The sequence below is a fragment of the Streptomyces sp. NBC_00162 genome (genome assembly GCF_024611995.1).
Lineage (GTDB): Bacteria > Actinomycetota > Actinomycetes > Streptomycetales > Streptomycetaceae > Streptomyces.
Genome location: NZ_CP102509.1, coordinates 7,048,656 through 7,072,437, shown reverse-complemented (window position 1 = coordinate 7,072,437; position 23,782 = coordinate 7,048,656). Strand labels below are relative to the sequence as shown.

24 protein-coding genes are annotated in these 23,782 nt (G+C 72.6%); 13 read left to right on the top strand and 11 right to left on the bottom strand.

The features are described from left to right. The first annotated feature begins 42 nt into the window (after window positions 1-42). The gene (locus JIW86_RS32905; RefSeq protein ID WP_257557497.1) at window positions 43-894 is read left to right on the top strand and encodes an NlpC/P60 family protein; all 852 of its coding nucleotides are present in this window, start codon (window positions 43-45) and stop codon (window positions 892-894) included. On the opposite strand, the gene JIW86_RS32900 is transcribed toward JIW86_RS32905, so the two are convergent. Next, entirely contained in the window at window positions 891-1,463 is a 573-nt protein-coding gene (locus JIW86_RS32900) for a helix-turn-helix domain-containing protein (RefSeq protein ID WP_257557496.1), read from the bottom strand. The two genes, JIW86_RS32905 and JIW86_RS32900, sit on opposite strands and share 4 nt — an antisense overlap. A 134-nt stretch (window positions 1,464-1,597) precedes the next feature. Here JIW86_RS32900 and JIW86_RS32895 point away from each other — a divergent pair, with 134 nt between their 5' ends. The 4 genes from JIW86_RS32895 to JIW86_RS32880 are packed head-to-tail and all read left to right on the top strand — an operon-like array spanning window position 1,598 to window position 5,271. Next, window positions 1,598-2,377, top strand: a complete 780-nt coding sequence (locus tag JIW86_RS32895; protein WP_257557495.1) for an ABC transporter permease — start codon at window positions 1,598-1,600, stop codon at window positions 2,375-2,377. After that, window positions 2,374-3,093 (top strand): ABC transporter ATP-binding protein, encoded by a 720-nt coding sequence (locus tag JIW86_RS32890; RefSeq protein WP_257557494.1) that lies wholly within the window; start codon window positions 2,374-2,376, stop codon window positions 3,091-3,093. Before JIW86_RS32895 ends, JIW86_RS32890 begins: the two co-directional genes overlap by 4 nt. Before the next feature lie 39 nt (window positions 3,094-3,132). Continuing rightward, window positions 3,133-4,128, top strand: a complete 996-nt coding sequence (locus tag JIW86_RS32885) for an ABC transporter substrate-binding protein (protein ID WP_257557493.1) — start codon at window positions 3,133-3,135, stop codon at window positions 4,126-4,128. A 33-nt stretch (window positions 4,129-4,161) separates the two neighbouring features. After that, complete coding sequence (locus JIW86_RS32880; protein ID WP_257557492.1) at window positions 4,162-5,271, top strand: aryl-sulfate sulfotransferase; 1,110 nt, start codon at window positions 4,162-4,164, stop codon at window positions 5,269-5,271. Between the two features lie 145 nt (window positions 5,272-5,416). Here JIW86_RS32880 and JIW86_RS32875 read toward each other — a convergent pair whose 3' ends face one another. The 7 genes from JIW86_RS32875 to JIW86_RS32845 all read right to left on the bottom strand — a co-directional run bounded on the left by JIW86_RS32875 (window position 5,417) and on the right by JIW86_RS32845 (window position 12,565). Continuing rightward, on the bottom strand, window positions 5,417-6,985 hold the full coding sequence (locus JIW86_RS32875; protein ID WP_416237628.1) for a hypothetical protein: 1,569 nt from the start codon (window positions 6,983-6,985) through the stop codon (window positions 5,417-5,419). Window positions 6,986-7,137: 152 nt separating this feature from the next. After that, window positions 7,138-7,332 (bottom strand): hypothetical protein, encoded by a 195-nt coding sequence (locus JIW86_RS32870; RefSeq protein ID WP_215142255.1) that lies wholly within the window; start codon window positions 7,330-7,332, stop codon window positions 7,138-7,140. Between the two features lie 98 nt (window positions 7,333-7,430). Next, window positions 7,431-8,090 (bottom strand): ABC transporter ATP-binding protein, encoded by a 660-nt coding sequence (locus tag JIW86_RS32865; protein ID WP_257557491.1) that lies wholly within the window; start codon window positions 8,088-8,090, stop codon window positions 7,431-7,433. Next, window positions 8,083-9,018: an ABC transporter ATP-binding protein gene (locus JIW86_RS32860; protein WP_257559525.1), complete on the bottom strand. Its 936-nt coding sequence runs from the start codon at window positions 9,016-9,018 to the stop codon at window positions 8,083-8,085. Before JIW86_RS32860 ends, JIW86_RS32865 begins: the two co-directional genes overlap by 8 nt. A gap of 47 nt (window positions 9,019-9,065) precedes the next feature. Beyond that, complete coding sequence (locus tag JIW86_RS32855; RefSeq protein WP_257557490.1) at window positions 9,066-9,932, bottom strand: ABC transporter permease; 867 nt, start codon at window positions 9,930-9,932, stop codon at window positions 9,066-9,068. Next, the gene (locus JIW86_RS32850) at window positions 9,925-10,890 is read right to left on the bottom strand and encodes an ABC transporter permease (protein WP_257559524.1); all 966 of its coding nucleotides are present in this window, start codon (window positions 10,888-10,890) and stop codon (window positions 9,925-9,927) included. The genes JIW86_RS32855 and JIW86_RS32850 overlap by 8 nt, the downstream gene beginning before the upstream one ends. 46 nt (window positions 10,891-10,936) lie before the next feature. Continuing rightward, a complete protein-coding gene (locus tag JIW86_RS32845) occupies window positions 10,937-12,565 on the bottom strand; it encodes an ABC transporter substrate-binding protein (RefSeq protein ID WP_257557487.1) in 1,629 nt (542 codons plus the stop codon). 182 nt (window positions 12,566-12,747) lie between these two features. On the opposite strand from JIW86_RS32845, the gene JIW86_RS32840 reads away from it, so the two are divergent. Beyond that, window positions 12,748-13,704: a fibronectin type III domain-containing protein gene (locus JIW86_RS32840; RefSeq protein ID WP_257557485.1), complete on the top strand. Its 957-nt coding sequence runs from the start codon at window positions 12,748-12,750 to the stop codon at window positions 13,702-13,704. A 62-nt stretch (window positions 13,705-13,766) separates the two neighbouring features. Continuing rightward, window positions 13,767-15,869: an ATP-binding protein gene (locus JIW86_RS32835; RefSeq protein WP_257557484.1), complete on the top strand. Its 2,103-nt coding sequence runs from the start codon at window positions 13,767-13,769 to the stop codon at window positions 15,867-15,869. 159 nt (window positions 15,870-16,028) lie between these two features. On the opposite strand, the gene JIW86_RS32830 is transcribed toward JIW86_RS32835, so the two are convergent. Then, entirely contained in the window at window positions 16,029-16,214 is a 186-nt protein-coding gene (locus JIW86_RS32830; protein WP_215142251.1) for a DUF5999 family protein, read from the bottom strand. Window positions 16,215-16,369: 155 nt separating this feature from the next. Here JIW86_RS32830 and JIW86_RS32825 point away from each other — a divergent pair, with 155 nt between their 5' ends. Both JIW86_RS32825 and JIW86_RS32820 read left to right on the top strand, forming a co-directional pair. Then, window positions 16,370-16,807, top strand: coding sequence for an SRPBCC family protein (locus tag JIW86_RS32825; protein ID WP_215142249.1), 438 nt, complete (start codon window positions 16,370-16,372; stop codon window positions 16,805-16,807). A 51-nt stretch (window positions 16,808-16,858) separates the two neighbouring features. Next, window positions 16,859-17,614 carry a hypothetical protein gene (locus JIW86_RS32820; protein ID WP_257557483.1) on the top strand — a complete coding sequence of 252 codons (756 nt, stop codon included), beginning with the start codon at window positions 16,859-16,861 and terminating at the stop codon, window positions 17,612-17,614. A 64-nt stretch (window positions 17,615-17,678) separates the two neighbouring features. On the opposite strand, the gene JIW86_RS32815 is transcribed toward JIW86_RS32820, so the two are convergent. Then, window positions 17,679-18,908 (bottom strand): acyl-CoA dehydrogenase family protein, encoded by a 1,230-nt coding sequence (locus JIW86_RS32815; RefSeq protein WP_215142240.1) that lies wholly within the window; start codon window positions 18,906-18,908, stop codon window positions 17,679-17,681. Window positions 18,909-19,114: 206 nt separating this feature from the next. On the opposite strand from JIW86_RS32815, the gene JIW86_RS32810 reads away from it, so the two are divergent. Beyond that, window positions 19,115-19,759, top strand: a complete 645-nt coding sequence (locus tag JIW86_RS32810; protein ID WP_215142238.1) for a TetR family transcriptional regulator — start codon at window positions 19,115-19,117, stop codon at window positions 19,757-19,759. A 91-nt stretch (window positions 19,760-19,850) separates the two neighbouring features. On the opposite strand, the gene def is transcribed toward JIW86_RS32810, so the two are convergent. After that, the gene (gene def / locus JIW86_RS32805; RefSeq protein ID WP_257557482.1) at window positions 19,851-20,405 is read right to left on the bottom strand and encodes a peptide deformylase; all 555 of its coding nucleotides are present in this window, start codon (window positions 20,403-20,405) and stop codon (window positions 19,851-19,853) included. A 123-nt stretch (window positions 20,406-20,528) separates the two neighbouring features. On the opposite strand from def, the gene JIW86_RS32800 reads away from it, so the two are divergent. The 3 genes from JIW86_RS32800 to JIW86_RS32790 all read left to right on the top strand — a co-directional run bounded on the left by JIW86_RS32800 (window position 20,529) and on the right by JIW86_RS32790 (window position 23,766). Beyond that, window positions 20,529-21,767: a MurT ligase domain-containing protein gene (locus JIW86_RS32800; RefSeq protein WP_030029096.1), complete on the top strand. Its 1,239-nt coding sequence runs from the start codon at window positions 20,529-20,531 to the stop codon at window positions 21,765-21,767. A gap of 28 nt (window positions 21,768-21,795) precedes the next feature. Beyond that, a complete protein-coding gene (locus tag JIW86_RS32795; RefSeq protein WP_215142234.1) occupies window positions 21,796-22,524 on the top strand; it encodes a type 1 glutamine amidotransferase in 729 nt (242 codons plus the stop codon). A 216-nt stretch (window positions 22,525-22,740) separates the two neighbouring features. Beyond that, the gene (locus JIW86_RS32790) at window positions 22,741-23,766 is read left to right on the top strand and encodes a 6-phosphofructokinase (RefSeq protein ID WP_215142232.1); all 1,026 of its coding nucleotides are present in this window, start codon (window positions 22,741-22,743) and stop codon (window positions 23,764-23,766) included. Window positions 23,767-23,782: the final 16 nt, after the last annotated feature.

Below are 23,782 nucleotides of genomic sequence, written 5' to 3'. Positions count from 1 at the left end.
CAGGCTGCTCTCATTCACGGCATCACGAATCGAGGTCCTCGCATGCGTCGCCGATCCTCTCTCCTGGCCACGGTCGTCGGGCTACTGGCCTTCCTCCTGTGGGCTCCCGCCTCGTCGGCCGCGGCCGACGACACCTGTTCCGTACGGGCGCCGGGGGCTTCCGCGACGGCCGAGCGGGCCGTCGCCGCCGCCTGCGCGCAGGTCGCCGCGGACGTCTGGTACACCTGGGGCGGCGGCCACGGGCCCCGGCCCGGCCCCACCTACGGGCAGGTCGACCCGACCGACCCGGCCAGCGAGCACGATCCCGAGCGGCTCGGGTTCGACTGCTCGGGGCTGGTGCGGTACGCCTACGCCGAGGCAGCCGGGTCGGACATCCTGGACGGCGTGGCGAGCGCCCAGTTCTACACGCACCGCGCCGCCGGCCGCTTCACCGCCGCCCAGGGACTCGGCCCGCTGCTCCCCGGCGATCTGCTGGTCTGGGGCACCTCGCAGCATGTGCACCACATCGCGATCTACCTCGGCGCGGGCAAGATGGCCGAGGCCCGGCAGTCCGGCACCAAGCTGATGGTCAGTGACGTCCGGCTGGGGGGCGACTACTACGGGGCCGTGCGCATCGACCCCGGACCGGTGACCGGGCACGTCTTCCGTACGTGGGGCTCCGGCGTGTGGACCAAGGCCCAGCCCTCCACCAAGGCGGCGCGGGTCTACGCCTTCCCCGGTCCGACGGCGATCCGCGTGGAGTGCCAGAAGCACGCGGAGAAGGTCACCTCCGACGGCTACACGAACGACGCCTGGTCCTACCTGCCGGACTACGGGGCCTGGGTCACCAACATCTACGTCCAGGGGCCCGAGTGGCTGGACGGTGTGCCCACCTGCTCCCCTGACAAGCCCTAGGAACCGCCTGCGATGACGAGGAGGGTGCGGGCTGCGGACGGGCCGGCGAGGCGGCAGCGGTGCGGGACCTCGCCGCGGTGGTGGGCACTCTGTCCGGCGCGCAGGGTCAGCGGTTCCTCGCCCTCGACCTCCAGGACGATCTCGCCCTCCAGGACGTAGAGGAAGTCCTCGCCCGGGTGCTCGAACCAGCCGCGTTCGCCCTGGCCGGGCTCGAAGTGGTGCTCGTAGGCCTCCATCAGCCCGCTGCGCCCGCCGGGGATGAGCACCTGCGCCACCTGCCCCGCGGCCTCGTTCACGCGGATCACCTGGGGGTCGCTCTCGTGGCTGACCGTGCCCGGTCGGGCGGGGGGCCGGAGGAAGGTGCCCGGGGCGACGTCCAGGGCCTCGGCGATCCGGTAGATCGAGCTGAGGCTGGGCGTGGCGAGTCCGCGTTCGAGCTGGCTCAGGAAGGGCTGGGAGAGACCGGAGCGGGTGGCGAGCACTGCCATGGAGACCCCGCGCTGTTTGCGGCAGCCGCGGATCACCCGTCCGACCTCGATCGCTTCGGGCGTGGGTTCGGGGCGAGACACGCTGGCGAACGTACCTCATCGCGCCGGGCGGGCCGGGTGGCCCCGGCAGGCTTCGCACGGCTGCAACACGCCCTTCATAAGCGTCGTCAATTATTGACCTCACTTATCGACGAGGACGAACGAGGAGCCACCCCGTGCACGCCACCCCCTCCCCGCCCGGCCGGACCCTCGGCCGGCTCGGTCCGGCCCTGGGCGCGGCCGGCGCCGTGCTCGCCCTGTGGTACCTGCTCGCCCGGTCCGCCGGGGTGGCCCCGGGGCTGCTGCCGACGCCCGGGCAGACCGCGGCCGCCCTGGCGGACAGCGTCCGCAGCGGCACCCTGGCCACCGACCTCGGAGCCAGTCTGACCCGGGCGGGACAGGGCTTCGCCCTGGGCGCGGTCCTCGGCAGCGCGCTCGGCTTCACCACCGGGTACCTGCCGGCGCTCTCCGCCGCCGTCACCCCGGTGATCTCCTTCCTGCGCCCGATACCGGCCATCGCGCTGGTGCCGCTGGCGACCGCCTGGTTCGGCATCGGCGAGACCGCCAAGCGCCTGCTCATCGCGTACGCCGTCCTGCTCGCCGTCTGGCTGTACGTCCACGACGGGGTCTCCCGGGTGCCGGTGTCCCACCTGCGCGCGGCCCGGTCGCTCGGGGCGCCGCTGCACCGGCGGTTCACCGAGGTGCTGCTGCCCGCCGCCGCACCCGCCCTGCTCGCGGCACTGCGCTACGGCGCCTCGGTGGCGCTGCTCGCCCTGGTGGCGGCGGAACTGGGCGGCGCGGACAGCGGGTTGGCGTACCGGCTCCAGGTGGACGGCCAGTTCCTGCGCGTGGACCGGATGTTCGCGGGGCTGCTCGTGCTCGGGCTGCTCGGCGTGGCCGTCGACCTCGTCCTGGCCGCGATCGGCCGCCGGTTCGTGCACTGGAGCGCGTCATGAGCCGACGGGTGCGACTGGAGGGGCTGACCGTCGGGTACGGGGGCACGGCGGTGCTGGAGCGCACCGACCTGGACCTCCCGGCGGGGTCGTTCACGGCTCTGCTGGGGCCGAGCGGGTGCGGGAAGTCCACCGTGCTGAACGCGGTGGCCGGGTTCGTGCGGCCCACCGCCGGGCGGGTGACGGCGGGATCCGAGCCGGTGCGCGGACCGGGCCCCGAGCGGGGCGTGGTCTTCCAGCACTACGCGCTCTTCCCGTGGCGCACTGCGCGCGGCAACGTGGAGTTCGCCCTCAAGCGCCTCGGCCTCCCGCGTGCGGAGCGCCGCCGACGCGCCCTCGCCGCCCTGGCCGAGGTGGGCCTCTCGGACGGCGCGGACAAGTATCCCGCGCAGCTGTCCGGCGGGATGCAGCAGCGGGTGGCGCTGGCGCGCGCCCTGGCCGCCGAGCCCGAAGTGCTGCTGATGGACGAGCCGTTCGGGGCGCTGGACGCGCTGACCCGCACCCGGATGCAAGCCCTGCTGCGGGAGTTGTGGCAGCGCAGGGGCACCACCGTCCTGTTCGTCACGCACGACATCGACGAGGCCCTGGCCCTCGCCGAACGGGTGGTCGTACTCGGCGGGTCTCCCGGGCAGGTCCTGGCCGACCACCCGGTGCCCGCCGGGCCGCCGACCGACCCGGACCTGCGGGCGCTGATCGCCCGTCACCTCGGTTCCGAGTGACCCCGAAGCCCGAACCCTTCCGTGAAAGGACCCTCCGTCATGCCCAGATCCCGCGCGGTGGCCGCCGTACTGCTGGCCGCCCTGCTCTCCGCGCTCACCACGGCCTGCGCCGGACCGGCCGCCCCGGCGGGCGCCGGGCGCCCGGCCGTTACCCTCGCGGCGAGCGATCACCTCGGCGGCGCGCCGGTCCACGTGGCCCAGGAGCACGCGCTGTGGGCGGCCGAGGGCATCGAGGTCGCCGTCACCACGCAGCCCACCGGCCGGGAGGCCCTCAACGCCGTGCTCGGCGGCCAGGCCCGGCTCGGCGTCGTGGGCGACCTGCCCGCGGTGACGGCCGCGCTGGGCGGGCGGGACCTGCGGATCGTCGCCGACCTGTCCCGGTTCGACGACTGGCGCCTGCTCACCCGGACCGACCGGCAGATCACCGGATTCGCCGCGCTCAAGGGCCGCAAGGTCGGTGTCCCGCAGGGCACGAACGTGGAGTACGCGCTGTCGCGGATGCTGGCTTCGGCGCAGCTGACCGCCGCGGACGTGACGGTGGTCAACCTCGCCCCGAACCAGGTGACTCCGGCGCTGGCCCGCGGGGACATCGATGCCGGGGTCACCTTCCCCAGCTTCTACGACTCCGCCCGCACCACCCTCGGCGAGCGTTACGCCGAGCTCCCCTTCACCGGCTACACGGCCCGGACCCTGCTCGTCGCCGGACCGGAGGCGAGCGAGCAGGCCATCACGGCCGTGCTCCGGGCGCTGCTGAAGGCCCAGCGCGAGATCGCCGCCGACCCGGCCGCCGCGCGAAGGGCCGTACTCGCCCAGTCCAAGGGCGCGCTCCAGGCCGGCTACGTGGACGTCTTTCAGCCCCGCTACGGCTACGGCGCGACCCTCTCGCCCGAGCTGCTGGCCGAGTTGGAGCAGGAGGCCGCCTGGGCGAAGGCCGCCCAGAGCCTGCCGGACTCCGCCGACCGCACCGCGCTGCTGCGCCATCTGCACACCGCGCCCCTGACGGCAGTCGACCCGGCCGCCGTCACCGTTCGCTGAACCACACCCACCCAGGCCACCCAGGAGATCCTCATGACCGTCGACCAGAACACCCTGCGCCGCCGCGGCGTCGGCCTGATCGCCCATGACCCCGCCCGCAGTTACGGCGGCTACACCCTCTACACGCCGATCACCAGCGCCGGCGAGATCCACCTCGTCGACATCGAGGGCCGGCCCGTCCACACGTGGAACTCCCCGCACCCGCCCGGCCGTCAGGCGCAGCTCCTTCCCGACGGGAACCTCTTCTACGCGGCCAAGGACACCAGCGGCCCGACCCTCTTCCCCATCTGGGACGTCTACCACGGCGGTATCTTCCAGGAACTCGCCCCGGACTCCACGGTCCTACGCGAGGCCCGGCACCCCTTCCACCACCACGACGCCTCGGTCCTGCGCAACGGCAACCTCATCGTCACCGTCGTCGAACCGCTGGCCCCGGCCGACGCGGCCCGCATCCGGGGCGGCATCCCCGGCTCCGAGGCCCCGGGCGGGGTGATCTACGGGGACGTGGTGTACGAACTGACCTGGGACGGGGAAGCGGTGTGGCGCTGGGCCGCCATCGAGCACCTCGACCCCGAGGAGTTCCCCCTCAACCCGCATTTCGCCCGCGAGCACTGGCCGATGGCCAACACCGTCAACGAACTCGCCGACGGCTCCATCGTGGTGGGCTTCCGCAGCGCCTCCACCACCGTGGCCGTCGACCGGGCCGACGGCTCCGTCCGCTGGCGCATCGGCCCCGACGTGCTCGCCCAGCAGCACCATCCGCACGAACTGGCCGACGGCACGATCCTGGTCTTCGACAACGGGACCTACCGCGACACCACCTCCGTGCCGTACTCGCGGGTGCTGGAACTCGACCCGCACACAGGCAAGGAGGTGTGGGCGTACGAGGACAACCCGCCGCAGAACTTCTTCAGCCCCTACATGTCCAGCGCCCAGCGCCTGCCGAACGGAAACACCTTCATCGCCGAGGGCTCCTTCGGCCGGCTCTTCGAGGTGACCCGCGGCGGGGACGTGGTCTGGGAGTTCGTGGTCCCGCAGTTCCGGTCCTTCGGCAAGGGCGTGGGCCTGGAGTCCTCGGCCGGCGCGCAGAACTCCGTCTTCCGCGCCTACCGGTACGCCGCCGGCCAACTCCCCTGGCTGTAGCGCGACGCAACGTGCGGTAGCGGGCCGCGCCGGGAGCCGGGCAACACTGCCGCCGGCTGCCGGCCGAGGAGTGGCGGCGCCGCTGATCACGCGGGAGAGCCGGTCGGCACGGATCGCGTGCCGACCGGCCTCCCCCCGGGGGGGATCAGCCGCCGTCGCGGACCGCGACGATGCCGTTGAAGACGCCGACGTACGCGGTGCCGTCGGGCCCGAGGGTGATCGGGGCCCAGTTGTTGTCGTACAGCGGACCGGTTCCGGTCAGCTGCCGCCAGCGGCGCTCACCGGTGCGGAAGTCCACCGCGGTGAGGTACCAGGCGTCGATGCCCCAGGAGTTGGGCTCCTTCTCGTAGAAGTAGAGCAGCCCGTTCGCGGTGGAGAGCTTCGGGACGACGGACGGCGCGCGGACCTGGCTCTCCCAGACCGTGTCGCAGCCGCTGCCGTCGGCGCGCACGTCGATGCGGGTCGCGCCCCCGACGACGGACTTGCCCAGCAGCAGGGTGGTGAGGTTCTCGTAGCCGTAGTTGTTCTCGACGACGATGCTGTTGCCCCAGGTGATCAGGGAGTTGTCGGTGGTCGAGGCACCGGAACCGAACACCGGCACCCTGCAGACCAGCCGCCGGTCGGCCGGGACGTCCACGCCCCGCCGGTAGACCAGGACGTTCATCCGGTCGTCGGCGTTGTCCGTGATGGCGACGTAGCCTTCGCCGAAGAGGTCGGGGGTGGTGCCCGAACCCTGGTTCACGGAGCCGGGCTTGGCGGCGGTTCCGCGGTCGTAGGTCTGGCGCCACTGCACCTCGGGGGTGCCGTCGGCGGCGGCGCGGAAGCTGTAGAGCGCGTGGTCGGAGACGATCGAGACGCCGTCCTCGGCGACCGAGAAGGAGTTCTGGATCTCCTCGCCGTCCAGCCGGATGGAGCGGATGCCCGAGGTCGCCGGGTCCACGGTGCCGACACGGCCCTGGCGGGTGACCCACCAGATGCGGCCGTTCCAGTCGGGCATCACGGAGGTGACGGGGTCACAGGTGCCGCTGGGCCACAGGTTGGTCCAGGTGACGCAGTCGTGCGGCACCTGGCCGGTGAGGTCCCAGTCGTCCTCGACGGTGAACTTCCAGCTTCCGTCCGGGCTCTGGGAGTGCGCGAGGCGCAGGATGTGCTGGCGGGAGTCGGCCAGCACGGCCCGGTCCTGGTTGTCCAGGTAGAAGTAGGCGCCGCCCGAGGTGTCCTTGAAGATCTTCGAGAAGTCGAGGGAGGTGATCGCCTCGACCGTCGAGGAACGCTGCGGGAGCTGGTACTCCGCGAGCGTGGCGAGCGTACGGGGCTCCAGGAGCTTGACCTTGAAGCCCGAGAAGGTGCCGCACACCGTGACGAGCCGGCCGCCCGTGTCGAAGGTGGCGGTGGCGCATTCGCCGCCGAGGGCGGCGATCTTCTCGCTCGTCACCTGCGGGTTCTTGCCGAGCGGCCCGGACCAGGGGGCCGTGGCGCTGCCGGCCGCGTCGGAGTGCATGCCGCTGCGGCCGTTGGGCGCGAGGAAGGGGTGCTGCGGCGGCGCCTGGCCGGGCAGCGGTGCGGCGGCCGCGGGGGCGCCGTCGTAGTGGCTGATCAGGCGGTGACCGGGGGCCTTGGGTATCTCGTCGGCCTGGGCGGGCGTGACGCCGTACATCACCGTGAATGCGGCGAGGACCGGTACCACAGCGCAGTTCAGCGCTCTTCGGAACATCCGGACTTCCTCCGTGTCTCTTCGGTTCTATTGACATTGCGTCTGACATCGCGCCGCCGCCAGACGCTAGATCGCAGTGCCCGAAGAGTCCATGGAAGAGCCGGATGATTCACGTACGCGCAACAGTTGATCGAACAGTTCCCGGACAGGGTTCAGGGCTTGAGGCTGGAGACCACGTTCGCGGTGGCCGTCAGGCCGTCGTGGATGGTCGTCGCCATGCTGCTGCTCGCGAGGTAGAAGCCGAGCAGCACGCAGACGACGGCGTGGGAGAACTTCAGACCGCCGCTGCGCAGGAAGATCCAGGCGAGGATGAGGAGCAGGACGACCACGGAGAGGGAAATCACCATCGAAACCTCCTTACTCGCCGCCATGGTGGCGCAGGCAGGGGTGTCGCCGGGCGAAAGACGTGTCCGCCGTACGGGTGTTGACCGTCCGTGACGGGCGGTCAGTCCTTGACGATCTCGCTCCAGTGGGTCGTACGGTCGCACCAGCGCTCGAGGAGCACCGGATCGTGGCCGACGGCGAGGAGGCCCGCCCCGGTCTCGGCGCGGTACTCCTCGACCACCCTGACCAGCGCGGCCGTGGTGGAGGCGTCCAGCATCGCGGTCATCTCGTCGCACACCAGCCAGCGCGGCCGGAGCACCAGGGCCCGGGCCAGACAGGCGCGTTGCAGCTGGCCGTCGCTGACCTCGTGGGGGCGCCGGGTGAGCAGATCGGGGCCGAGGCCGACACGTTCCGTCAACTCGGCGACCCGCGTTTCCGCTTCCTTACGACGGCCAGTGGCCCGGAGGGGTTCGGCGACGAGCTCGCGCAACCGGAGCCGGGGGTCCGCGGAGAGCCGGGGCTGCTGGAAGACGACCCCCACGGTGACGCGCAGGGAGCGCGGGGCCCGATGGCGGAAGCCGGTCACGGCGCGGCCGTCCAGGGCCACGGTCCCGCGGTCGGGACGGTGCAGCAGGGCGGCGACCCGGGCGAGGGTGGACTTGCCGCAGCCGCTCGGCCCCAGCAGGCCGAGGGACTCGCCGGGGCGCAGGGTCAGGTGCGCCCCGCGGACGACGGGGGCCTGGCGGTCGTAGCCCGCGGTGATGTCCTTGAGCTCAAGCATGGTGGCAGGCCACCCCTTCGGTGAGCACGGGCCGCTCCGCGCGGCAGACCCGGTCGGCGGCCCGGCAGCGGGCGGCGAAGGCGCAGCCGGCCGGCAGTGCGCCGAGCTCGGGCGGGGCGCCGGGGATGGGGGCGAAGGCACGCTCGGGGAGCGCGTCGAGCAGGCCCCGGGAGTAGGGGTGGCGGGGTCCGGGCCGGCCGAAGAACTCCTCGGCCGGGGCGAGTTCCACGATCCGGCCGGCGTACATGACGGCGACGGTGTCGGCGATCCGCTCGGCCGCCGCGAGGTCGTGCGTGATCATCAGCAGCGCCCGGCCGGTGTCGCGGGTGTGGGCGCGCAGCTCGTCGACGGTGCGGTGGACGAGGTCCCGGTCCAGGCCCGTGGTCGGTTCGTCGGCCAGGAGCAGCGGCGCGTCGCCCACGAGGGCGAGTGCGGTGGCGGCCCGCTGGGCGAGTCCGCCGGAGAGCTGGTGCGGGTGGTGGTCGAGATGGCTCGCGGGGAAGGCGGCCCGCTCGGCGGCTGCCTCGGCGGCCTTGCGCAGAGCAGTCTTGCGCAGGGCGGCCTTGCCCAGAGCGGCCTTGCGCCGGGTGGCCGTCGGGGCCCCGGCCAGGTCCCGGACGGTTTCCTCCAGGTGGGCCCGTACGGTGCGGACCGGCGTGAGGTGCGCGGCCGGGCTCTGCGGCACCAGGCCGATGCGGCGGCCCCGTACCGCCTTGGCCAGGGTGCGCTCCTCGGCGGCGAGCAGGTCCAGCCCGTCGGCGAGCCGGGCCGCCCCGGCGGTCTCGGCGTTGCCGGGGAGCAGGCCGAGCAGGGCGGAGGCGAGTACGGATTTGCCGCAGCCGCTCTCGCCGACGAGGGCGAGGCACTCGCCGGGAGCGAGGTCGAAGCGGGCGTCGGTGACGGCCTCGACGTACCGGCCCCCGGGCATGCGGAACCGGACGGAGAGCTGCTCGACGCTGAGTACGGGCGGGGAGGTCACAGGGTCAGCTCCGAGCGGCGCCGGGGGTTGAGGCGGTCCCGCCAGGCACCCGCGAGGCCGGCGATCGCCAGCGTCGGGATGATCAGGAGGAGGCCGGGGAAGAGCGTGGGCCACCAGTCCCCGGCGAGCAGCGAGCCGCGCGCGGTCTGCACCAGGTTGCCCAGGCTGGCCTGGTGGGAGGGCAGCCCCAGGCCCAGGAAGGACAGGGCCGACTCGTGCCACATCGCGTGCGGGACCATCAGCACCGCGGCGAGGCCCGCCTGCGGGAGGACGCCCGGCACCAGGTGCCGTACGGCCACCCGCCACCGCGAGGCGCCGCCCGACACGGCCGCGTCCACGAAGGGGCGGCCGCGCAGGGACAGCACCTCCGCGCGGACGATGCGGGCCGTGGACAGCCAGTGGGTCACGGCCACGGAGACGACCACGGGCCAGACGCCCGGGCGGAACATCGCCACGATGAAGATCCCCAGCAGCAGGTGCGGGATCGAGGACAGCGTGTCCACGGCCCGCATGACCACCCGGTCCGTCCAGCCTCCCAGCGCCCCCGCGGCGGCGCCGACGGCCGTGCCGATCACCGTGGCGACGAGGGCCGCCACCAGGCCGACCAGCAGGGAGACCCGCAGCCCGTACACACAGCGCAGCAGCAGGTCGCGCCCGACGTCGTCCGTCCCGAACGGGTGGGCCCAGGACGGCGCCTGGAGCTTTGCCGACAAGTCGACTGCCTGCTGGTCCAGTTGTGCCAGCGGCGGGACCAGCAGCACCGCCAGTACGATCAGCGCCACGACCGCCGCCGAGGCACGTACGCGCAGGGTGCGCGTCGAACGCCGGGCCCGCCCGTGCGAGCGCCACGTCACCTCAGCCATCGAAGCCCACCCTCGGGTCCGCGAGCCCGTACAGCAGGTCGGACAGCAGGTTCCCGGCCAGCACCGCGGCGGTGGCCAGCACCGTCAGCGCGGCCAGCAGCGGGAAGTCCACCGAGGTGGCGGCCTGGACGGTGGCCGCCGCGATGCCCGGCCAGCTGAAGACGGTCTCCACCAGCAGGGCGCCGGTGATCAGCTCCGGTACCCGTGAGCCGATCAGCGTCAGCATCGGCAGCATGCCGGAGCGCAGCCCGTGCCCGAGCAGGACGGTCCGTTCCGCCAGCCCCCGCGCGCGGGCGCCGCGTACGGGGTCCTCCTCGAGCGCGTCGGCCACGCCCTGGCGTACGTACAGGAAGAACCAGGGGAGTTGGGAGAGGCCCAGCACCAGAGCGGGGAGCACCAGGTGCGAGGCGACCTGCCCGAAGGCGACGGTGTCGCTGCCCGCGTCCGTCAGGCCGCCCGAGGGCAGCGCCCCCAGCCGGACGGAGAAGAACCAGATGGCCAGCAGCCCCAGCCAGAAGGCCGGGGCGGCCTCCAGCGTGTAGGCGAGCGAGGAGACGCAGCGGTCCAGCCACCCGCCCTGGCGGCGCGCGGCGAGCACCCCGAGCGCCGTGCCCGCCAGGACCGCGACCGCGAAGGCGCAGCCGGCGAGCAGCGCCGACCACCCGACCCGTTCGGCGATGACGTCGGCGACGGGCTGGCGCATCACGGAGGAGGTGCCGAGGTCGCCGGTGAGGGCCGAGGTGAGCCAGTCCCACCAGCGCGCGACGAACGGCCGGTCCACGCCGAGGTTGTCCCTCAGCTGGTCGAGCTGCTCCTGCGAGGCGGTGAGGCCCGCGGTGCCCGCGTGGGCCTTGACGGGGTCGAAGGGGGACATCGCGGCGATGGCGAAGACCCCGAAGGTGACGGCGAGCAGGACGGGGGCGGCGAACAGGGTCCGCCGCCCGGCCATGCGCGCCATCCTCCCCCAGGGGAGGCGGACGGAGCGGGTGGTCACTTGGCTCGGCTCACTTCTGCTTCGGCTTCCAGCTCTCGACGTTCCACCAGGGGCCGGAGCCGAGGCCGTGGTCGTGCGGTTCGACCTGGGTGGTGAGCCCCTCCCACTTGTCGTTCACGACGTACAGGTGGTCGATGTGGGTGAGGAAGACGTAGCCCGGGTTCTTCACGAGCTCGCGCTGCACACTGTCGTACGCGGCCTTGCGCGCGGCCTGGTCACCGCCGCGCCGCCCGTCGACGAGGGCGGCGTCCACGGCCGGGTTGTCGTACCGGGCCATGTTGTTGAAGCCGTCGCCGCCGAGCGAGGAGGTGAGCAGCTGGTACTGGTCGAAGTCCGGGTCGGCCGGGGAACCGCCGCCCGCGAGGACGGCCTCGGTCTTCATCCGCGGCTCGATGACCTCCCAGGTCCCGGCCTCGGTCCTGACCTCGATGCCGGCCTTCTTGGCGTCGGAGGCGAAGGCGAGCGCGTGGTCCTGGCGGATCTTGTCGCCGGAGGTGTACCAGAGCGGGAAGGAGGCGCGGACCCCGTCCTTGACACGGATGCCGTCCGCGCCGGCCTTCCAGCCGGCGTCGTCGAGGATCTTCTTCGCCTTGTCCAGGTCGTGCGTACGCTCCGTGCCGGCGGTGAACCACGGACTGTCGGTCGGGACCGGCCCGTAGGCGGGCTTGCCCGCGCCGTCCAGGAGCTTGTCGACCATGGCCTTGCGGTCCACGGCGATGTCCAGCGCCTGGCGGACCGCCACGTCACCGGTGACCTTGTGGTGCGTCGGCAGGGTCACGTTGCGGTAGTCGAAGGTCTTGGCGGCGTATGTCCTGCGCCCCTTGTCCGCCTCGCCGTGCCCCTCGCCGGGCTGATCGCCGAGGGCTCCGGCGAGGTTCGGCGGCAGGATCGCCCCGTCCAGCTCGCCGGAGCGCAGCCGGGTGGCGCGGACGTCGTCGTCCTTGATGACGGCCATGGTGAACTTCTTCACCGCGGGCTCGCCGCCCCAGTAGCCGGGGTTGGCCTTGAAGCCGAGCTTCTCGCCCTTGGACCAGGCCGTGAGCACGTACGGCCCGGTACCGACGGGGTGGGTGGTGAACTCGCCGCTGTTGACGTCCTGTCCGCCCGCTATGTGCTCGGGGGCGATCGGCAGCACGGTCCGCTCGGCGAACGGCGCGTAGGGGTACTTCAGCGTGAAGACGACCGTGTCCTCGCCGCGCGCATCGACGCCCGCGATGGCGTCCAGCTCGGTCTTGGACGCGTTGTTCGTCTTCGCGTCGAGGATCGTGCGGTAGGTGAAGACGACGTCCTTGGCGGAGAAGGGTGCGCCGTCGCTGAACTTCACGCCCTGGCGCAGCTTGTAGGTGTAGGTGAGCCCGTCCGAGGAGACCTCAGGCAGGGCTTCGGCGAGCGCCGGCTTCAGCTTCATGTCCGCGTCGTGCGTGAGCAGCCCGTCGAAGATCTTGGAGTTGCCGTCCTTGCCGTAGCCCAGCAGCGGGCTGAGGCTCTCCGGCTCGGTCGCGATGCCGACGACCACGGAGTCCGCGCCGCCCGGCCCGGCCGCGGCGCCCCCTCCGGGGTTCGAACAGGCCGCCACCCCTGTGATGAGTGCGGCCGCCAGCGTCGCCGTGGCCATTCCCCGTACGGTCCGGGCCGTCATGCTCTGCACATCCCTGTTCACGATCATCTGTAATTGCAAAGAGGTCGCAATAATGCCAGAGGAGATCAGAAGAAGACGAACCGGGTCACATCGGCGGCCGCCGCCGCACGGGTCTTGCCCGGCCGGCACCCCGCGTGCCATATATGTCTAGACCTTTACGCGGAAGCGGAGGAAGGCATCCCGTGCGACGCACCGCCCCCCTGCTCGTCCTCTGCCTGACCCTCGGCGGCCTGGCCGCGTGCGCCGGGTGCAGCGCGCCCGACACCGAGCCGCCGCCCGCCCCCGCCGGGCTCACCGCGCAGGCCGCCAGCTCCACCACCGTGCACGTCATGTGGGAGGCGGCCGCGGAGGGCGACGGGGTGACCGGCTACCAGGTCTTCGAGGCCGGCCGCCTGGTCCGCGAACTCCCGTCCGAGAAGACCATGGTGGACATCACCGGCCTCACCCCGCAGACCGGCTACGCCTTCACGGTCCGCGCCAAGGACGCCGCCGGGAACCTCTCCGGATCGGGCCCGGCCGTCGCGGCGACCACCCCGGCGGCCAAGGCCGAGGACCTCCGGGCGCCGACCGCCCCGGCGACCGCCACGGGCCGGGCCACCGGGCCGCGCGCCGCCCGGGTGTCCTGGTCCGCCGCGACGGACGACACGGGCGTGACGGCGTACGACGTCTACCAGGGCGGGGTCCGGATCCACACCGCGGGCCCCGGCGAGACCGGCACGGCACTGAGCGGCCTCCAGCCGGACACCGTGTACACCTTCACCGTGCGGGCCCGCGACGGGGCGGACAACTCCTCCCCCGACTCCCCCGCGGTGGACGTGACCACCCCGCCCGCCTCCGGCGGAGGACCGGGCACCTCGCCCGCCGGGTTCACCGCGGCCGCCTCGCCGGGCGCGGTCACCCTCACCTGGACCCCGCCGGACACCGGCCGCGAGACGAGCGAGTACGAGCTGTACGTCAACGGACGGCCCACCACCGTCATCCAGTTCGGCAAAGGTGCGGTGCCCAGCGGACGCGCCGAACACCGGATCACGGTGACCGAGCCGGCCGGTACCGTATGGGCCGTGAAGCTGCGCGCCCGGCTGCCGGACGGGAACTGGGGCGCCTTCTCGGCGGAGCGGACCGTCACCCTCGTGGCGTGAATTCCGGCAACGAACCGGCCTGAACGGCACTGCCGTGAAAGAAGATCACGCACAATACATCCGTGTTCGGTGAGTACTCGGTCAACAACAATCAGGCAGGGTCCACGGGCGGCGGCGCTGAGCCAGACTCGGGCGCCGTGCCGGGAAACCTGCCGCCGGAATCGGCGAGCTTCGTCGGCCGGGAGCCCGAACTCGGCCTCCTCGACCGTCTCTTGAGCGAACGAAGACTGATCACCCTCACCGGGGTGGGCGGCGTCGGCAAGTCACGGCTCGCCCTCCGCGCCGCCGCCGCGGCCGGCCGGGCACGGCCCGACGGCGTGTGGTGGGTGGAGCTTTCACCGCTGCGCGACCCCGCCCTGCTCACCACGACCGTCGCCCACGTCGTCGGCCTCGCCGACCACTCCGCGCGCTCCCTCGACGAGGAGTTGTGCGCGTGGATGGCCGACAAGGAGCTCCTCCTCGTCCTCGACACCTGTGAGCACCTGGTGGCCGCGTGCCGCCATCTGGTGGGTGAACTCCTGCAGTCCGCACCGGGCCTGACGGTCCTGATCACCTCCCGGGAGCCGCTCGGCTCCCCCTGCGAGGAGGTCGTCGAGGTACGGCCGCTGCCCTGCGCGGGGCCCGACAGCGACGCCCTCACGCTCTTCCGCGCCCGCGCCCTCTCCGCGACCCCGCGGGCGGCGGTCGCCTTCGAGGACGCCGGCCGGACCGCGATCGCGGCCGAGCTCTGCCGCCGCCTCGACGGGATCCCCCTCGCCCTGGAACTCGCCGGCGCCCGGATGCGGTTGTGGACGCTCGAGCAGATGGCCGAGCGGATCGGCGAGCGCTTCGACGTGCTCGCCGACACCCGGGCCGCCACCCTGCCGTCCAGGCACCGGACGATGCGGACCGCGATCGGCTGGAGCCACGAGCTGTGCGAGCCGCTGGAGCGGCTGCTGTGGGCCCGGCTCTCGGTCTTCACCGGGGACTTCGACGTCGCCGCGGCCCGCGCCGTGTGCGCGGGCGGCCCTATGGCCGCCTCACGCGTGGAGCGGGTCCTGGCGGGCCTGGTCGCCAAGTCGGTGGTCAGGCGCACCGAGGAGCGGGGCGCCGGGGCCCGCTACCGGATGCTGGACACGATCCGCGAGTACGGGCACGACTGGCTCGGCGAGCTCGGCGAGGTACGGATCATCGCCGACCGGCACGCGCACTGGTACGCGGCGCTCTCCCAGGCCGCCGGCCAGGGCTGGCTGGGCCCGGGCCAGGTGGACTGGTACCGCAGGATGACCACCGAGCACGCGCAGCTGCGTACGGCCCTGGAGCACCTGCTCGGCTCCGACCCGACGGCGGCGCTGGAGATGGCCGGGGCGCTGTGGTTCTACTGGTTCGCGTGCGGGCACGTGCACGAGGGCCGGGCCTTCCTCGAACGGGCCCTGGACTCCGCCCCGCCCACGGGGGCCGCGTACAACCAGGCCCTGTGGGCCCTCGGGCTCACCACGCTGCTCCAGGGCGATCTGGATGCGGCCCGGCGGATCGGCGAGCAGTGCACGGAGGGCGCGGCCCATCTCGCGGACCCCGAGCGGGAGCTGCGCGCGGCCTATCTGCAGGCCGTGTCGGTGCTGATGCCGGGCGACCCCGTACGGGCCCTCGAGCTGGCCGGTCCACGGGCCCGGGCGGGCCACGGCGGGCGGACCAGCGCCCCGGGCTGGCTGCTGTGCAAGCTGGCCACCGGCTACGCCCTGTGCGACCTGGGGCGTTTCGAGGAGGCGACCGCGGAGGCCCGGTCCCTGCGGGAGACCTGTGCGGAGCTGGGCGAGCGCTGGCTGCGGGCGTACGCGGACTACGTGCTGGCGTTGGCCGCGCTGGGCCTGGGCGACCACGGGGAGGCGGCGCGGCACGTGCGGGCCATGCTGTCCGGGAAGCGGCTGCTCGGCGACCGCTTCGGGATCGCGCTGGGCCTGGACCTGCTGGCCGCGGCGGTGGCGGGGCTGGGCGACGGCGAGCTGGCGGCGCGGCTGCTGGGCACCGGGCACGCCTGGTGGCGCACGGTCGGCCGGCCGCAGATGGGCGGCTCACCCTCGCTGACGGCCCTGCGGGACCAGGGCGAGCGGCAGGCCAGGGCGGCGATCGGCGACGCCGCCTACGAGACGGCGTTCCGGGGCGGCGCGGCGGCGTCCACCGGCTGATCTGCGGCCGGTGGACGGCTGGGCGTAGTGGATCGACTCGGCCGGGGCTCCCGTCAGTACGGGAGGGGCCTGCCCGACGGGGTGCGCAGATCCAGGTCTCGGGGAGCGGGCTTGGGGACGGGCTTGCGGATCAGCTGCTGGCGCATGCTGCCTCCTCGCTCAGACCAGGGCCGGGCGGCGGGGTTCCACCGTCTGGCCGTCGGGGAGCAGTTCGCCGGTATCGTCGAAGATCATGACGCCGTTGCAGAGCAGACTCCATCCCTGTTCGGGATGGAAGGCCACGGTGCGGGCGGCGTCGCGATCGGCGCTGTCGGCGGGCGGGCAGGGGGGCTGGTGGGAGCACATGGCGCACCTCCTCGCAGAGTGGGGCGGGAGGGCCGGTGGTCACCCGGTCGAATCCGCGATCCACGGTGGCGGTGAGTATTACTGATCGCCACCCCTGGACGGAACCCATATTCGCGGTCCAGTTCAGGGTGTGTATGCCCGATTACCATGCGCTCATGCCCGGTATCCGGATCGTTCACCGTACGCCTCTCGCGCCGGCCGAGGCGTGGTCGCGGCTGACGGACTGGGAACGCCACGGGGAACGGGTCCCCCTCACCCGGACGATCATCGAAACGCCGCCTCCGACGGACGTCGGAACGGTCTTCACGGCGCGCACGGGAGTGGGCAGGGTCACATGCGACGACCCGATGGAAATCGTCGTCTGGCGGCCTCCCGCGGAGGGTAAGGACGGGTTCGTCCGATTGGAGAAGCGCGGACGGACGGTGACGGGCTGGGCGGAGATCGAGATCCGCCCCCTCCCGGCCGGGGGCAGCGAGATCCACTGGCGCGAGGAACTGCGCCTGCGCGGCCTCCCCCGCGCGCTGGACCCCGCGGTCGCGCTGGCCGCCCGGCTGGTCTTCTCCCGCGCCCTGCGCGGGCTTTTGCGCGGTTAGGGTTCCTCCGTCACCGACCGGTGACGACCGCGAGAACCGAGGGGGATCTCCGTGGCCACCCCGCCACCGCCGTACCCGCACCAGCCGGTCGGCCCGTACCCGGGGCACACCCCGTACGTCCCGCAGGCCCCGCACCCTCCGTACGGCCGGCAGGCCCCGCACGCCCTCACGCCGGAGCAGGGCGCGTACGGCTGCCGCGTCTGCGGGTCGCTGCCCGTCGCGGACACGACGGTCTACGGCCACCAGGGCATGATCGTGCTGATGCGGTTCCGCAGCCGCAAGGGTCCGTTCTGCCGCGACTGCGGGGTCGCCACCGTCCGCGAGATGTCCGCGCAGACCCTGTGGCAGGGCTGGTGGGGCCCGCTGTCGGTGTTCATCACGCCGATCACCCTGCTGGCGAACCTCGGCCCGTGGGGAAAGCTGTGCAGGCTCGGCCCGCCGACGGGCGGGGTCATGCCCCCGCTGAACCCCGGCAAGTCCCTGTGGCTGCGACCGCCCGCGCTGGCCTTCCTCGTGCCGCTGCTCCTCGCGGTCCTCGCCGTTCCGACCCTCATCCTCGTCTCCGCGCTGAACGGTGACGGCAAGGAGGCGGTCCTGCAGGTGGGCCAGTGCGTGCGCAACGAGGGCGACGGGAAGCACGAGGCCCTGGTGGTCACGGACTGCAAGGCGGGCTTCGCCCAGTACGAGGTCACCGGACACCTGGACCACACGGGCGCACGCTGCGCGGACGGCGAGTACATCACCCACCTGCGGGAGCGCCCGGACGGCCTGGCGTCCTCCTGCCTGCGGCCGCTGCCGCTGCGCTAGCCGCCCCAGGACGCACTTCGCCGGGCACCCCCACCTCAGGGATGCCCGGCGAGGTGAAGACGGCCTAGCGGATCGGCATGTCCGAGATGGTGCGGGCGATCACCAGCCGCTGGATCTCACTGGTCCCCTCGAAGATCGTGTAGATGGCGCTGTCGCGGTGCATGCGCTCCACCGGGTACTCGCGGGTGAAGCCGTTGCCGCCGAGGATCTGGACCGCCTGGGCCGTCACCTTCTTGGCGACCTCGCTCGCGAAGAGCTTCGACATGGAGCCCTCCGCCGAGGTGAACGGCCGGCCCGCGACCGCCATCCAGGAGGCCCGCCACACCAGCAGCCGGGCCGCGTCGATCTGCGTCCGCATGTCGGCGAGCTGGAAGGCCACGCCCTGGTTGTCGATGATCGGGCGGCCGAACTGCGTCCGCGTCTTCGCGTAGTCCAGCGCGACCTCGTACGCGGCGCGCGCCGTGCCCACGGCCATGGCGCCGACCGCCGGCCGGGAGGCCTCGAAGGTGGCCATGGCGGCGTTCTTCACGCGCTCGCCGCCGCCGCTGCGTGCCCGCTCGCGGGCCCGCGCGAGCCGCTCGTCCAGCTTCTCCTTGCCGCCGAGCAGGCAGGAGCCGGGCACGCGTACGTCCTCCAGCACCACCTCGGCGGTGTGCGAGGCGCGGATGCCGTGCTTCTTGAACTTCTGGCCCTGGCTCAGGCCCGGGGTGTTCGGCGGCACGATGAAGGAGGCGTGCCCCTTGGTGCCGAGGTCCGGGTCGACGACGGCCACGACGATGTGGACGTTGGCTATGCCGCCGTTGGTCGCCCAGGTCTTGGTGCCGTTGAGCACCCACTCGTCCTTGGCCTGGTCGTAGACGGCCCGGGTGCGCATGGCGCCGACGTCGGAGCCCGCGTCCGGCTCGGAGGAGCAGAAGGCGGCGACCTTCACGTCGTTCTGGTCGCCGTACATCTGCGGGATCCAGGTGCCGATCTGCTCCTCGGTGCCGTTGGCGAGGACGCCGATGGCCGCGAGCCCGGTGCCGACGATGGACAGGGCGATGCCCGCGTCCCCCCAGAAGAGCTCTTCCATGGCCATCGGGACGCCGAGGCCCGTAGGGTCGAAGAACTGCTGGGCGTAGAAGTCCAGCGAGTAGATGCCGACCTTGGCGGCCTCCTGGATGACGGGCCAGGGAGTCTCTTCGCGCTCGTCCCATTCCGCGGCCGCGGGACGGATCACGTCGGCGGCGAAGCCGTGGATCCAGTCCCGTACCTGCTTCTGGTCGTCGTTGAGCTCCATGGTGAACTCCGCCATGTCCCCTCCACCTGTCTGCGCTCGTCCATGCATGTGTTACTAGCGGTAACCCACACGTGGACCACAGTGTGTTACCGGTCAGTAAGCAGTGTCAAGCTCGGACGGTACGAGGGCGGCGGCCGCCGCCGATTCGATCGCCAGGGTGTGCAGGGTGTTACGTTGCGTGGGCGTCACGCACATCGCAAGGGCGGGGAGAGAAACACATCATGGAGACCACGCAGCAGGCAGGCGAACCGGGAGCGGGCGAGCGCCGGCGCCGGGAGCTGCTCGAAGCCGCCGACCGGGTCGTACTCAGGGACGGCCCCAAGGCCTCCATGAACGCCATCGCGGCCGAGGCCGGCATCACGAAGCCGATCCTCTACCGGCACTTCGGCGACAAGGCGGGCCTCTACCAGGCCCTCGCCGTCCGGCACACCGACGCGCTGCTCGACTCGCTGCGGGCCGCGCTCGACGCCCCGGCCGAGCGCCGCCGCCGGGTGGAGTCCACCCTCGACACCTACCTCGCCGCCATCGAGGCCCGCCCCCAGGTCTACCGCTTCCTGATGCATCCGGCCGAGGACTCCCAGAGCCCCGAGCGCGGCTTCGACGTGGGCCTGCACTCGGCCCCGCTGCTGCGCCGCCTCGGCGAGGAGCTGGCCAAGGTGATCGGCGAGCGCGTGGACCTCGGCCCGGGCGGCGAACGCCTCGCCCGCGTCTGGGGCCACGGCATCGTCGGCATGATGCACGCGGCGGGCGACTGGTGGCTCGGCGAACGCCCCTGCGACCGCGCGGACCTGGTCGCCGGCCTCACGGATCTCCTGTGGGGCCGCCTGGCCACGGCCGGCAACCGCGCCGACGGCCCGGGGTTCTGAGGCCGAACCCAGAGCCAAACCCAGCCCCGCCGGCGTTTGAGGCGTGGGGTCTGGGGCAAAGCCCCAGGTCCCGGCGCAGCCGGGCTGCTGTTCAGCCGCGCAGCGCCCCCGCACCCCACGGGGTCTTGCGGATCGCCCGCCGCAGGCGGCGGGCCCGCAGCCCCGTAACCCGGTCCGCGTACACGGTCCCGTCGAGGTGGTCGCACTCGTGCTGCAGGCACCGGGCGAAGAACCCGGTGCCCTCGATCCGCACGGCGGCCCCGTCCGAGGTGACCCCTTCGACGATCGCCCGGTCGAAGCGCGCGGTGCCCGCCTCCAGCCCCGGCAGCGACAGGCAGCCCTCGGGGCCGGTGAACTCGTCCCCGTCGGCGGCCACCAGCCGCGGATTGACGATGTGTCCGACGTGCCGGACGTCCTCGTCGTCGGGGCAGTCGTAGACGAAGACCCGCTGCCCGACGCCGATCTGGTTCGCGGCGAGGCCGACGCCCTCGGCGGCGTACATCGTCGCGAACATGTCCTCGATGAGCCGGTCGAGGTCCGGTCCAAAATCGGTGACCTCCGCGCAAGCGGAATGGAGCACCGGATCGCCCAGCAGGCTCATGGTGCGGACGAGGCCGGTGGTACCGGGGATGGGGCGCTGTCGCATGGCCGTAAGCCTACGACGGGCGAATATATGAGGAGATCTGCCGTGGTGTGGGGGCGCCGCGGTCAAGGCCCCGGCCGGTACTGGATAGGCTGGGGCCGACCGACGCAAGGAGGACAAGGGACGATGGCAGGCAACACGGAGCCGCTTTCGCCGCGGGCCAAGCTGGCCGTGACGGCGGGCAAGGCCGCGGCGGCGGTGTCGCGGGCCGCGGGACGCGGAAGCGGATCGGTGATCGGTGGCAAGGTCGCACTCAGGCTCGACCCCGATCTCCTCGGCGCGCTGGCGCAGCATCTCGATGTCGTCCTCGTCTCCGCGACGAACGGCAAGACCACGACGACCCGGCTGATCGCGGAGGCCCTGCGGGCCAGCGGTCCGGTCGTCTCCAACGCCCTCGGCGCGAACATGCCGGCGGGCATCACCTCGGCACTGGCCGGCGGTTCGGACGCCAAGTACGGCGTCATCGAGGTCGACGAGAAGTACCTGGCCGGAGTGGCCCGGGACGTCACCCCCAAGGTGATCGCCCTGCTGAACCTCTCCCGCGACCAGCTGGACCGCGCCGCCGAGACCCGCATGCTCGCGGAGAAGTGGCGCGAGGGCCTCCAGGGATCCAAGGCGGTCATCGTCGCGAACTGCGACGACCCGCTGATCGTCTGGTCCGCCTCCTCCTCGCAGAACGTGGTGTGGGTCGCGGCCGGCCAGGAGTGGAAGGACGACGCCTGGTCGTGCCCCTCCTGCGGCGGTGTCATGCAGCGCCCGGGCGACGACTGGTTCTGCGGCGAGTGCGGTTTCCGCCGCCCCACGCCGACCTGGGTGCTCTCCGGCGACCACGTCCTGGACCCGCACGGTTCGGCCTGGCCGATCCACCTCCAGCTGCCGGGCCGCGCCAACAAGGCCAACGCCGCCACCTCGGCCGCCGTCGCCGCCGTCTTCGGCGTCCCGCCGCAGGTCGCGCTGGAGCGGATGTACCAGGTGCAGGCCGTCGCCGGCCGCTACGACGTGGTGAACTTCCAGGGCCGTGAGCTGCGGCTGCTGCTGGCGAAGAACCCGGCGGGCTGGCTCGAAACGTTTTCTCTGATCGATCCGCCGCCCACCCCGGTGATCCTCTCGGTGAACGCGCGCGGCGCCGACGGCACCGACACCTCCTGGCTGTGGGACGTGGACTACCCGCGCCTGGCCGGCCACCCGATCTTCGTGATCGGCGACCGCAAGCTGGACCTCGCGGTCCGCCTCGAGGTCGCGGGCCTGGACTTCCGGGTGTGCGAGACCCTCGACGAGGCCGTGCAGCTCGCGCCGCCCGGGCAGATCGAGCTGATCGCCAACTACACCGCCTTCCAGGACGTGCGCCGCCGCGTCGGCAACTAGCCCCCTCAGAACCGCAGAGGACAAGAGCATGAGCGACAACAGCCTGCGTCTGGTGTGGGTCTACCCCGACCTGCTCAGCACGTACGGAGACCAGGGCAACGCCCTCGTGGTGGAGCGCCGGGCACGCCAGCGCGGTCTGGACGTACAGCGCGTGGACGTGCGCAGCGACCAGCCGATCCCCACCTCGGGCGACATCTACCTGATCGGGGGCGGCGAGGACCGGCCGCAGCGCCTGGCCGCCGAGCGCCTGCTGCGCGACGGCGGTCTGGAGCGGGCCGTCTCGAACGGGGCGATCGTCTTCTCCGTCTGCGCCGGGTACCAGATCCTCGGCCAGGAGTTCGTCAACGACCAGGGCGAGCGCCAGGAGGGCCTCGGCCTGCTGGACGTGGTCACGGTGCGCGGTGAGGGCGAGCGGTGCGTCGGCGACGTGCTCGCCGACATCGACCCGCGGCTCGGCCTGCCGCAGCTGACGGGCTTCGAGAACCACCAGGGCGTCACCCACCTCGGGCCGACGGCGCGGCCGTTCGCCCGCGTGAGCATGGGCCGCGGCAACGGCACCGGCGACGGCACCGAAGGCGCTTACAACGACACGGTGTTCGGCACCTACATGCACGGTCCCGTGATGGCCCGCAACCCGCAGATCGCGGACCTGCTGCTGAAGCTGGCCCTCGACGTGAACGCGCTGCCGGCCATAGACGACCGGTGGTACGAGGCGCTGCGCGCGGAGCGCATCGCGGCCGCCACGCAGCCCGCGTAGCGCCCTGCGGGCCGCTCATCGGGGCGGCCCCGTCATCATGTGTTCGGCCCGGTTTTCCCTAGGGGGAACCGGGCCGACGTGCGTTCGCACCACCGGTGCGACCAGCATGTGGAGGATGGTTCAGTCCACCCGCCTTCCGCTTGTAGGGTGACGTGTAGTTCCAACCGGACGACGTGGTCCGGTCGCCGGCCCACGTTGCAAAGGTCTCTTCCTGCCATGCGCATTGGTGTGCTCACTTCCGGTGGCGACTGCCCCGGCCTGAATGCCGTCATCCGCTCCGTCGTGCACCGCGCGGTCGTCGACCACGGTGACGAGGTGATCGGCTTCCACGACGGCTGGAAGGGCCTGCTGGAGGCGGACTACCGCAAGCTCGACCTCGACGCCGTCGGCGGCATCCTCGCCCGCGGCGGCACCATCCTCGGCTCCTCCCGGGTGCAGCCCGCGCACCTGCGCGACGGCGTGGAGCGCGCCCGCGGCCACGTCGCGGACCTCGGCCTCGACGCGATCATCCCGATCGGCGGCGAGGGCACGCTGAAGGCCGCGAACCTGCTCTCGCAGGCGGGTCTGCCGATCGTCGGCGTCCCCAAGACCATCGACAACGACATCGCGTCCACCGACGTCACCTTCGGCTTCGACACCGCCGTCGGGGTCGCCACCGAGGCGCTGGACCGGCTGAAGACCACCGCCGAGTCCCACCAGCGCGTGATGGTCGTCGAGGTCATGGGCCGCCACACCGGCTGGATCGCCCTGCACTCGGGCATGGCGGCCGGCGCGCACGCGATCGTCGTTCCGGAACGCCCCTTCGACATCGACGAGCTGACGGCGATCGTCGGCGAGCGGTTCTCGGCGGGCAAGCGGTTCGCGATCGTCGTGGTCGCCGAGGGCGCCAAGCCGCGCGCCGGCTCGATGGACTTCGAGGAGGGCGGCACCGACATGTACGGCCACGAGCGGTTCGCCGGCATCGGCAACCGGCTCGCGGTGGAGCTGGAGCACCGCCTGGGCAAGGAGGCCCGACCGGTGATCCTGGGCCACGTGCAGCGCGGCGGCACGCCCACCGCGTACGACCGGGTGCTGGCGACCCGCTTCGGCTGGCACGCCGTGGAGGCCGCCCACCGCGGCGAGTTCGGCATGCTGACCGCACTGCGCGGCACGGACATCGTGATGGTGCCGCTCGCCGAGGCGACCTCGACCCTCAAGACGGTCCCGGCCGAGCGCTACGACGAGGCCCAGACGGTTCTGTAACCGTATGCCCGTTAAG

Excerpts from the sequence above, each read along its gene's own strand:
- JIW86_RS32905 (WP_257557497.1), top strand. The coding sequence starts at position 43 with ATGCGTCGCCGATCCTCTCTCCTGGCCACGGTCGTCGGGCTACTGGCC.
- JIW86_RS32890 (WP_257557494.1), top strand. The coding sequence starts at position 2,374 with ATGAGCCGACGGGTGCGACTGGAGGGGCTGACCGTCGGGTACGGGGGC.
- JIW86_RS32885 (WP_257557493.1), top strand. The coding sequence starts at position 3,133 with ATGCCCAGATCCCGCGCGGTGGCCGCCGTACTGCTGGCCGCCCTGCTC.
- JIW86_RS32880 (WP_257557492.1), top strand. The coding sequence starts at position 4,162 with ATGACCGTCGACCAGAACACCCTGCGCCGCCGCGGCGTCGGCCTGATC.
- JIW86_RS32875 (WP_416237628.1), bottom strand. The coding sequence starts at position 6,985 with ATGTTCCGAAGAGCGCTGAACTGCGCTGTGGTACCGGTCCTCGCCGCA.
- JIW86_RS32870 (WP_215142255.1), bottom strand. The coding sequence starts at position 7,332 with ATGGTGATTTCCCTCTCCGTGGTCGTCCTGCTCCTCATCCTCGCCTGG.
- JIW86_RS32865 (WP_257557491.1), bottom strand. The coding sequence starts at position 8,090 with ATGCTTGAGCTCAAGGACATCACCGCGGGCTACGACCGCCAGGCCCCC.
- JIW86_RS32860 (WP_257559525.1), bottom strand. The coding sequence starts at position 9,018 with ATGCCCGGGGGCCGGTACGTCGAGGCCGTCACCGACGCCCGCTTCGAC.
- JIW86_RS32855 (WP_257557490.1), bottom strand. The coding sequence starts at position 9,932 with ATGGCTGAGGTGACGTGGCGCTCGCACGGGCGGGCCCGGCGTTCGACG.
- JIW86_RS32850 (WP_257559524.1), bottom strand. The coding sequence starts at position 10,890 with ATGGCGCGCATGGCCGGGCGGCGGACCCTGTTCGCCGCCCCCGTCCTG.
- JIW86_RS32845 (WP_257557487.1), bottom strand. The coding sequence starts at position 12,565 with ATGACGGCCCGGACCGTACGGGGAATGGCCACGGCGACGCTGGCGGCC.
- JIW86_RS32830 (WP_215142251.1), bottom strand. The coding sequence starts at position 16,214 with ATGTGCTCCCACCAGCCCCCCTGCCCGCCCGCCGACAGCGCCGATCGC.
- JIW86_RS32825 (WP_215142249.1), top strand. The coding sequence starts at position 16,370 with ATGCCCGGTATCCGGATCGTTCACCGTACGCCTCTCGCGCCGGCCGAG.
- JIW86_RS32815 (WP_215142240.1), bottom strand. The coding sequence starts at position 18,908 with ATGGCGGAGTTCACCATGGAGCTCAACGACGACCAGAAGCAGGTACGG.
- JIW86_RS32810 (WP_215142238.1), top strand. The coding sequence starts at position 19,115 with ATGGAGACCACGCAGCAGGCAGGCGAACCGGGAGCGGGCGAGCGCCGG.
- def (WP_257557482.1), bottom strand. The coding sequence starts at position 20,405 with ATGCGACAGCGCCCCATCCCCGGTACCACCGGCCTCGTCCGCACCATG.
- JIW86_RS32800 (WP_030029096.1), top strand. The coding sequence starts at position 20,529 with ATGGCAGGCAACACGGAGCCGCTTTCGCCGCGGGCCAAGCTGGCCGTG.
- JIW86_RS32795 (WP_215142234.1), top strand. The coding sequence starts at position 21,796 with ATGAGCGACAACAGCCTGCGTCTGGTGTGGGTCTACCCCGACCTGCTC.
- JIW86_RS32790 (WP_215142232.1), top strand. The coding sequence starts at position 22,741 with ATGCGCATTGGTGTGCTCACTTCCGGTGGCGACTGCCCCGGCCTGAAT.